Annotated in this window: 4 protein-coding genes; 2 read left to right on the forward strand and 2 right to left on the reverse strand. The window is 32.4% G+C overall.

The features are described 5' to 3' along the window. The first annotated feature begins 90 nt into the window (after nt 1-90). Nucleotides 91-1,014, forward strand: a complete 924-nt coding sequence (locus G9C87_RS07435; RefSeq protein WP_172279648.1) for a helix-turn-helix domain-containing protein — start codon at nt 91-93, stop codon at nt 1,012-1,014. Nucleotides 1,015-1,041: 27 nt separating this feature from the next. Continuing rightward, nucleotides 1,042-1,983 carry an alpha/beta hydrolase gene (locus G9C87_RS07440; RefSeq protein ID WP_172279650.1) on the forward strand — a complete coding sequence of 314 codons (942 nt, stop codon included), beginning with the start codon at nt 1,042-1,044 and terminating at the stop codon, nt 1,981-1,983. Nucleotides 1,984-2,167: 184 nt separating this feature from the next. On the opposite strand, the gene G9C87_RS07445 is transcribed toward G9C87_RS07440, so the two are convergent. Both G9C87_RS07445 and G9C87_RS07450 read right to left on the reverse strand, forming a co-directional pair. Next, nucleotides 2,168-2,893 carry a hypothetical protein gene (locus G9C87_RS07445; protein WP_172279652.1) on the reverse strand — a complete coding sequence of 242 codons (726 nt, stop codon included), beginning with the start codon at nt 2,891-2,893 and terminating at the stop codon, nt 2,168-2,170. 23 nt (nt 2,894-2,916) lie between these two features. Further along, nucleotides 2,917-9,519, reverse strand: coding sequence for an RHS repeat-associated core domain-containing protein (locus G9C87_RS07450; RefSeq protein WP_410499032.1), 6,603 nt, complete (start codon nt 9,517-9,519; stop codon nt 2,917-2,919). Nucleotides 9,520-9,625: the final 106 nt, after the last annotated feature.

Consider the following 9,625-nt stretch of genomic DNA (forward strand, 5'->3'; position numbering starts at 1 on the left):
GTATTCGCCAGGAATTTTATACTTTTTTAACAATACCTCGATTTTATATTTTCTTATATTTGATAGAATGGGTTTTAAAAATGTATAGAAATGAATGATAATAAGTTTTTATTAAATACTCCTGATCTGAAAAAAGAAAATCAGCTGATGAGCCTTGTTGAAAACCAAACGAAATTCAATCTCAACAATTGTGAGTTCAGTATCTATGAAACCCATAAAACTGCTTTTGGTGTAAAACTTCATTTTGATACCATTGCGTTTACCGCTATGCTAAGAGGAAAAAAGCATATGAAACTGGAAAATAAAACAGGGTACTTTGATTATTTTCCAGGAGAGAGCATACTGGTAGCACCAGGAGAAACAATGATTATTGATTTTCCTGAGGCTGATGAAACTCCATCACAGTGTATTTCATTAAGTCTTAATCCTGATTTTATAGAAGATTCGCTTAACCATTTAAATTACACATTGCCAAAGGTGGATGAAACTTCTCAATGGAATATTCAGCTGGATGAGTATTTTCTATTCAATAATAAATCTCTGGCTTCCGCTACCAACAATATCATGAGAATCGCTATGGATGATAATTCTCAAAAAGACATCATGGCTGATTTTGCCCTGAAGGAACTTTTGATAAGATTGATGCAGACCCAGGCCAGAGGTATGGTAGAGAAGAATATCGCAAAAAATAAATCGAGAATAGGTTTTGCCGTCGATTATATCAAAAAAAATCTTCATCAGAAACTTTCCATTGACAGCATTGCTAAACTTGCTTATGTCAGCAAATCAAATTTCTTTAAAATGTTTAAAGATGAACTAGGTACTTCACCCAATGATTTCATTTTACAAGAGCGAATCAACCGGGCTAAAGAATTATTGGCTACTCAGAATAGCATTAAAGAAACCGCTTATCAAACGGGTTTTTCAGATACAAATTATTTTACAAGAGTATTCAAACAACTTGTGGGAGTAACCCCAAAGACTTATCAGAATAAGGTTATATTCTTTGAATAAAAATCTTATTTCTTTTAGAAATATGACATGAAACGACTATTCGCCTTCGCGACCATATTACTTTTCTCAAGTAGTAAATACAATTCCCAAACTTCTACAAACAAGTTTGAGATTTCATCCGATCTGGAGCAAATTTCCTTATGGGTAAAAAGCAATATGCCTGATCAACTGGGTAGTAGAAATGCAGAAATGATAACTAATAAAGGATCTGTCACTCATGTTTCTGATCCAAGGTTAATTATTCATCGACCTAAAAACCCAAATGGTACAGCTATTTTAGTTATTAGCGGTGGCGGATATGCTCACATCGAATTAGGAAAAGAAAGCACACCAACTTCGAAATGGCTGCAGTCAGAAGGGATAACTGCGTTTGAACTTATTTATAGATTACCACAAGAAGGTTGGAAAACGATCGATGTTCCTTTTGAAGATGCACAAAGAGCTATGCGAATAATCAGAAGTTCAGCCAAAAATTATGGTATAGATCCTCATAAAATTGGCATCTTAGGGTTCTCAGCCGGTGGACATTTAGCCGGAATGATTGCCACGCAACCTAATAAGATGTTTTATAAACCCGTCGACGATATAGATTCTCTATCTGCAAGACCCGATTTTGTAGGATTGATTTATCCGGTTATTTCAATGCTTCCTCCCAATAATAAAACCCATGCTTTTAAGAGTATTCTTGGGAAAAATCCATCAACTTCCGAGGAAATAGAATTCTCTGTGGAAAGGCAGGTGAATAGTCAAACACCACCAACTTTTTTAGCACAAGCAATTGATGATCCTATTTCTCCTGTGGAGAATAGTATATTAATGGATGATGCATTAAAGAAGGTGAATGTTCCTGTTGAAATGCATTTGTTTAAGAATGGAGGACATGGTTGGGGAATGGGAAAGAAAGGGAGTGAGGTTGCGGCGTGGTCGGTTTTTTTTAGGGAGTGGGTGGAGATTCTTTGTAATAAGTGATAAAAATTTCTTTATGAACATAAGACTATTATTAAATAACAACACATTTCTTATAAAACTTTTATAGTTACATTTAGATATATAATAATCTTTACACCTAAAATAATTATTATTTTATTATAAATAAAAAACAACTCAAAATTTGAGTTGTTTTTTATTTATAATATCGCTTTATTTTAGAACATTAAAAATTATAAGACATTTTAAAATTCACAATATTACTTTCAATATTACCAGAAAAAAATATATAATCTTTTAATTGACTCTTTTGCATTATAGTTAAATTACTATAAATACTTTCATTAATACAAGTTTGCAAAGAGAATTGATAAGTCTTATTATTCTCAATTGGATAAGAATATGAACTTGGAAACAATTCATTTAAGTTATATTTTATAGGATTAAAATATTTTGAAAAAATTATTTCTTGTCTTCCATCAAGTAATATTAAATTTGACATTAAATATTTATTTATTTGTACCTTTTCAATACTAAGCCCTTTAAGTCTATTATCTTTTATCCATTTATCTAATTTCTTTTTTTTATTGTTATTAAATACCCTAAGCTTTCTATTATATTTACCCATAAGCGTAACGTGTCCGTAATTAATTCCTGTACCTTCTAAATAAACATCATTATATTTAAACATTGGTAACAGTCCTAAGTCTGGATAAAATTCAATCAAATTAAAGTTAGAACATACTTCATCTGGCATATAATTTTTAAAACCGGTGGTATCAATTGGCACTAGATATTTTTGGTCTGACTCATTAATAACCTTTACAATAAGTTTATATTTTTTTTCATTGATAAATGATTGATCATTTTCAATAACGTTTAGCTCAATTCTAATCTGAGAATAAAAAAAACTAAATATAAATATGAAAAAGGGCAATAATATTTTTTTCATTATTTCTTATACTAAATTGAATATTAAGGATTAATTACTGAATTTTTTAACTTTATCAAATTGTTATAAACTTTAGCAACACCCTCTTTGTTCATTGGAACAATATATGGCTTTAAACGTTCATTAAGATTAATATTATTTCCCATATCAATTTCCCAAGTATACGATCTGTATTCTTTATAAAAGCCATATCCATGTGAACCTAAAGTAGTCTTTCCTAAAATACTTATAACAATATTATAATTATAAATAGAATCAAATACGTGTAACATTTCATGCCCCAATGTGTAGGCATAGTCTAATTTTGTACCTATTGTTGTTCCATTAATTTCAATAACATTTGTGTTTCCAACTTGCTGACCATCTGCGCCAACTAAAGTATCATTCCGAGAAAAAACTGATTTAGTTTTATTTCTTAAGTTTTTTAAAGTAGGAAGTTTTTCGGTAAGAGTAACATAATCCTCATAAGTTGCTTTATCACCCGCCTCCATTCCAGTTCCTTTAAATTCATCTCTAAGCTGACTTTTCAGAGGGTCATTCATCTTATGGGCAAGATAATTAAATGTAGTAACTACAAGTCCTTGTCCAGCTCCCATCCAAAAGTTCCCCCCCCCAAGTACAGAACCTACACCTCCACTTACAGCACCATTTAATAGGGCAAACCCTTTGTTATTTAGTATACTGTTAGGATTTACATTTTTTATTGCAAAATCTAACAAATCATTAGAAACACTTGCAAATACTCCACTTAGTGCACCACTTAAGAAATTTCCACCCTGCACAAAAGATAGTGCACCTTGTGTAATGGCATGCGCGCCAGCCCTTGCTATAACAGTTCCTACTTTCCCTAATGATGTTGCTATTTTTGTGGCTTCACCACAAGAGTTAATAAATATTGATCCGACTCCAAAAGTTGCAGCTGCAGAAATAGTAGCCATTATTACGGATTGAAACATGCTACCAAAGTTGATGGGCCTGTTTAAATAATAATCTGTAGCAACCGAAGTAAATATAGCTACTGCAGCAGCAATTATAAACGATTCTGCCAAACCAAAGCTTTCTCCACTTGGATCATTAAATAATAGTGGATTATTTAATACATACCCATATTTATTATAGTTTTGGGTATTTGTTGGATCTTGAATATTCTCATCAGCATTTAAAAATCTTCTTAGTAATGGATCATACAATCTTCCATTCATGTGGACAATTCCCACCTCCGGAAAATACTCATGACTAGTATACCCTCTGTCTACTAATAGCCCACCGCTTGCAATAAAACTATTGATAAGATCACGATCTGTCAATGTTTGTTTAGTTGCTTTCTTGAAGTGGGTTATATTACCCCAGGCATCAAAATGTCTCTGTTCCAATTTATTTCCAGCTTCATCACTAATGGCCAGGATACTTCCTAAATAATCCTTATGTAAAAATTTGTAGGAACCTGTCGATTCTTCATAACTCTTAACATAAATAATATTGCTTTCATAGGGAGTCCCTGCAATATAAAGAACGTGCTTCTCTTTCCCGTTAGTATTATCCACTTGTATTTCAAAACTTCCATCTTCATTATAGAATTTGGTAAACCTGCCATCCATATCTGCGTTAAAGTTTCCACCATAGGTAACTCTTTGTCTCATACTTGTCAGTCCGTATTGGAAAGCTACATCCCCTTTTTCACCATCTATAAATACAGGATCATTATTTTCATTGTAGTTAATACTTTGGACAAGATCATTATTATAGTTTTGAGTTCCTGTTGCATTAAGAGTCATTCCTGTTGGTTGATAAATCTTGGAAGAATTCCCATACTTAATGGTTCCTACCTGATCATTCTCTAAAATTCGTCCTTTAATATCATAAACATTTCTGCTAGTTTGTGGTTTAACACCGTTAACAGGATCTGTCCAATTGATCAAACGGTTATTATCATCATAATCAAAGGTTTCAATTATATTAAAGTCGCCTCCTGTTGTCCTGCTTTTAAGTTCATTCTTAATAGCATCAAAAGAATATGAGATTTGCAGAATTCCTGGCTTTATCTGTGACGAATGATTGATATTGGTAAGGAATCCATTAGTACCATATGTGTTACTTACATCCGCAGCACCTAACTTAGCAGTTAATACCTGTCCTTTTGCATTAGCGCTTTTTAATTCCCATAAAATTTTCCCCGAATTCACATCCTTAACCTGATAAAGTTCCCCATTCCAGGCATTGTACATATTTTGTATCTGCACCTTGGTAAGAACTCCAGAGGAATAAAGGCTCTTTTCATAAGAAACAACTCTTCCTTTGTCGTCATAGGTTAATCCTTTCTGCATAAAGTACCTACCATTACTGTTTTCGGATGCAGACAATAATCTTCCCTGAGGGTCATAAAGAACATTTGAACTATAAGCTTTTCCTTTAGATGTTCCACTTTTAGAAATTACCCTTCCTTTATCATCATAAGTGAAAGAAATCATTTTATTAGTAGACTGACCAGCATCTGCAGTAGATATTTCTTTTTGTGTAATAAGCTGTCCAAGATTATTATATGTAAATTCCTTAGTTCCTTTCGGGCTAATGGTTTTCTTTAGCTGTCCAAAGACATCATACTCATATTTGTAAGTTCCGTTAGAAGGATCATTGAATTCGGATTTTCTTCCCCAGGCATCATATTTTGTTGTTACAATATTTTCAGCATACTTTGCTTGCGTTTGTTCTCCTGCAGCATTATATGAGAAATTAATTGTTCCTCCTTTATCGGTACTTGAAATCACATTTTCTAAAGCATCTGTTACCTTTATTGTAGTCCTTTGATAACCATTTAACTCTTTTTCGATGGTTGTTAAACCCGAAATTGTAGTTTCCGTTTGTTTACCATTGAATGAGGTTACTGTTACTTTAGCAGGAAATACAGAATCATCATACGTAAAAGTATTCCATAAAGTTGCACCTTGAGTACTAAAATAGGGTTCACTTTCACTTGCCTTTCTACCTAATTCATCAAATAAAGTATCTACTGAAACAAACTGACCTTGCCCAAAAGCTTTTGATGAGCTTATAATAGTCTGACCTAATAAATTAGTGTACGTAATAGACTGATTTCCATTAGGTGAATATTTTGTTACTTTAGTCCCTGAAACTGGAGTGGGAGTCGGAGGTATAGAAATCCCATAAGTCAATTCATAAGTGTAGGTTGTTGTTCCTTCAAGATTATTTTTTGTTGTAAGCAATTTTCCCCAGTTATCATAAGTATTAGTAATGGTATTTCCTAAAGGATCTGTTTGGGTAAGAATTTGCCCCCAGTCATTATAAGTAATATTAGTTTCTAACCCAAGATTATTAGTATTTTTAATACTAAATCTACCCTTGCTATCATATTCAGATTTTGTAGTTCGGGTTTGAGAATCTGCACTACTATTAATAACTTTTTGAATAACATTACCAAACCCATCATAATTATAGGTTTCTTGAAAATATCCCGTGTTGTCTCGACTCCAAGTTTTTAGGGTTTTTAGAAGATTATTTTCATAAACATATTCTTCTTTTACAGATTTGATATCACCATATGCCTTTACTGTTGATATTTTCGTCTTAGGCTTACCGATACTGTAATTACTTCCAGAAGATAAATTAGAGGGATAATATTCTATTTCAGAAGTTGAAATAGCAAAACCATTATTTACATTATCTGTAGATTTTGTCGGAAAATATAGGTCATTGTAAGTTTCAACAGTATGCACTGTTTTTATATTCTTTAAGAAATCCTTACTTATTGTAATATAGGGATTTATTGCAGTAACAATTTTAGGTTTATCCACATCTGCAACAGTTGTAATAACAGCCCCATTTAACAATTTATCTATCTTATAATCGTACTGTTTAAATGATAATAATTGGGTATTTGTTAATGAGATATCAGTAGGGAATATTTTCGATTCGTCCGTAGTTCTTATACTCCAATCCTTAAATGGCAACCCTTCATTACTTGGGTTTATTTCAGAACCACTCCATATTTTAGTATTCTCAAATCCATTAGCAAAGAATGTAGATCTGGCAACTTGTCTAAAACCGATCATTCCTTTACCAGCTAAATTACCAATTAAGTCTCGATATCTGAATTCCTGAATTCTTCCTCCCTGAATCAGCTTAGAGACCACATTATAGTTAATATTTTCTAAAATATTTGCATAAGGATAGGATATGGGATTTGTACTGTAGTAAGATTTATAAATAATACCATTGACTAAATTAGAGTATTCTATATTCGTTTGTATTCCTCCCTGAGCTATCGATTGAATTTTTGAAGCAACATTAAGTCTTCCTCCTAAATCCCATGTAATCAGCTTTGTCTTATGTATAATTACAAATTCTGTATTCATTTGAGCAATACGGTAAGAACCAAATAAAGGCATATAATGCTCACCATACATTGAATAATTTAATGTTTCGCTCTCTATATTTAATTCAACAGGAGTAATATTATAGGCATTTGAAAATATTGGTTTACCATTAATATCTACTCCATCATTTCTTAAATAATTAAAACCGTAACTTGAATCAGGATTATTCCAATCAGTCCATCCATCCCTAAACCAAACCTGTGATTCAAAGATCATTAAGTCACTTTTTCCATCTTTATTCAAGTCAGATGTAGAATATGTTCTTAAAGTACTCCTATTTTTTCTTGGAGCTCCTTGTTGTGTAGGCTTGTATAAATACAAATTAGAATAGTAAAATTCCTTAAAACCTTTTCCCGTTGAAACATACATTTTCCAATCCGAAGAGTCAACTCCTACAGGAGCTAAGATATCCATTTTACCATCACCATTAAAGTCACCAAACTGTCTTCCGTCAGATTGAATTTGAATAGAAGACTGTACCTTTAGTTCGAAATCTTTTGATGTTTCGTTAAAGGAGTAAATGTTACTTCCATTGGATAAATTTATTAGATCCGATTTTCCATCTCCATCGAAGTCTCCAATAGTATATAGTGAAGAATCGTAAGCAGATAATTTATTAAAATTGGTCTTGGTATCAACATAAAAATAAGCCTCTCCGCTACTGGTACTGGTACGTGTTTGATTGGATCCATAATAATCTTCACAATCACATTGTGTTGCTCCTTCCACTCGAAGTAAGAGTTCGGAAATTCCATCTCCATTAAAATCTCCTTCTTTTCCTACCATACCAACAGAAAATCCCGAATTACACATATTTTGATTATATGCAGGGATGCATGGCGCTTCGGCAAATATACTTTGAGGTATATTATCTAATACAAAGGAATTATACTTTTCAAGTATGTTGCTTGGATTTAAAGCATAATAATTTATTGTGATTTTTTTATTTAAATAATCATACACATATGTTGCAAATGATTGCCTATCTAAAAGGACATTATTTTTGGGTGTATTAATTACAGATAAAAATTCTCCTTCGTAAGAGATATTAATAAAATTATTACTCCCATCTAATCTTCCTAGCATTAATGTAGTTCCTTTTAAGAAATCTAGTTTACCATCCCCATTGAAATCTCCAGTAATTATATTGTCTCCATAAATATCATCATATCTTGAATTTGAATTAATTACATTTGTTCCAACTGGACTATTTTCATTATTAAAAACAACTGGATTTGCTGGAAGATCTTTAGAATTAAATTCAGTTATCTTTTTTACAAATTGATATTTTGTAGAGTTATTTTCATAATCAATACTATATCTTTTGAATTGCTTACCGTTTGTTTTTACAATAATCTCTTTTAGTAATTTATTTTGAACAAAACGTGCTCCATTTATATAAGATTCCTCAGCGACATCTCTTGTAATATAATTTAATATAACTTCATTAAAATCTGCTTTGTTAATCAATTGATTACCTCCCCATGTTATAGATGTCAAAACAGCTACATTATTTTCTTGATTATATTTATAGTTAATAGAATTTCCCTGTGCATCTTGCCATTTTATTATATTATAATCCAAAAATGTCGTAGCAGGATTATCTACGTTAAATCCAATATCTTTACCGTACCAAGCCTGTGATCCGTCTTCAAAAGTGACTTCAAAATATTTTGGACCAGAGACGTTATAAGTAGGCGGAATACCGGTGCTGTTATAACTTCCGAAAGACTTTATTTTAATATTGGAATATTTCTCAGTAACATATTCAGCTCCATCTTTTCCATATTCTCCGGATTTTAAAATTAATCTTTGTCCATTGAAACTATAGTAGTCCGAATAATCGAGTTTTACACCTTCAACTTTACCATCCTTTTCAATATTCTTACCTATTCTCGAAATGGATGTAATTCCCGTAAGTCCCCAACCATATCCAGCAATTCCATTTGCTGAACTACTTGTATAAAGGAGATTTAACTGAGGAGCAACATTTTTAACCCCTGGTGGTAAAGCGATCGGTAAAGTATATTGAAGTTGCCCAGCACCATTAACGTCTATATTTCCCTTTGTATCATGAAATCTATTTTCTGTTGTTTCTGTTGTGCCTGATGGGTTTGTAGTTCCCGCATTAGAATCTGTAGGTCCACCACCTGGATTTTCAGTAGAAGGCCCGATCTTTGCCACAAAAGGATTTGAAGTACTTGAAGTTGTTTTAAACCCTGGAGCCAAGACCACGGTTTGCGGATCCTGTACTGTTCTTGATGTACTTTCCTGCTGATAGAGTATGGTCTGGGAATAGCCCAACACCGAACAGAGGGAAAGTACCAATGATGAAAGAATC

This window comes from Chryseobacterium sp. LAM-KRS1, from assembly GCF_013184525.1.
GTDB classification, from domain to species: Bacteria; Bacteroidota; Bacteroidia; order Flavobacteriales; family Weeksellaceae; genus Chryseobacterium; species Chryseobacterium proteolyticum.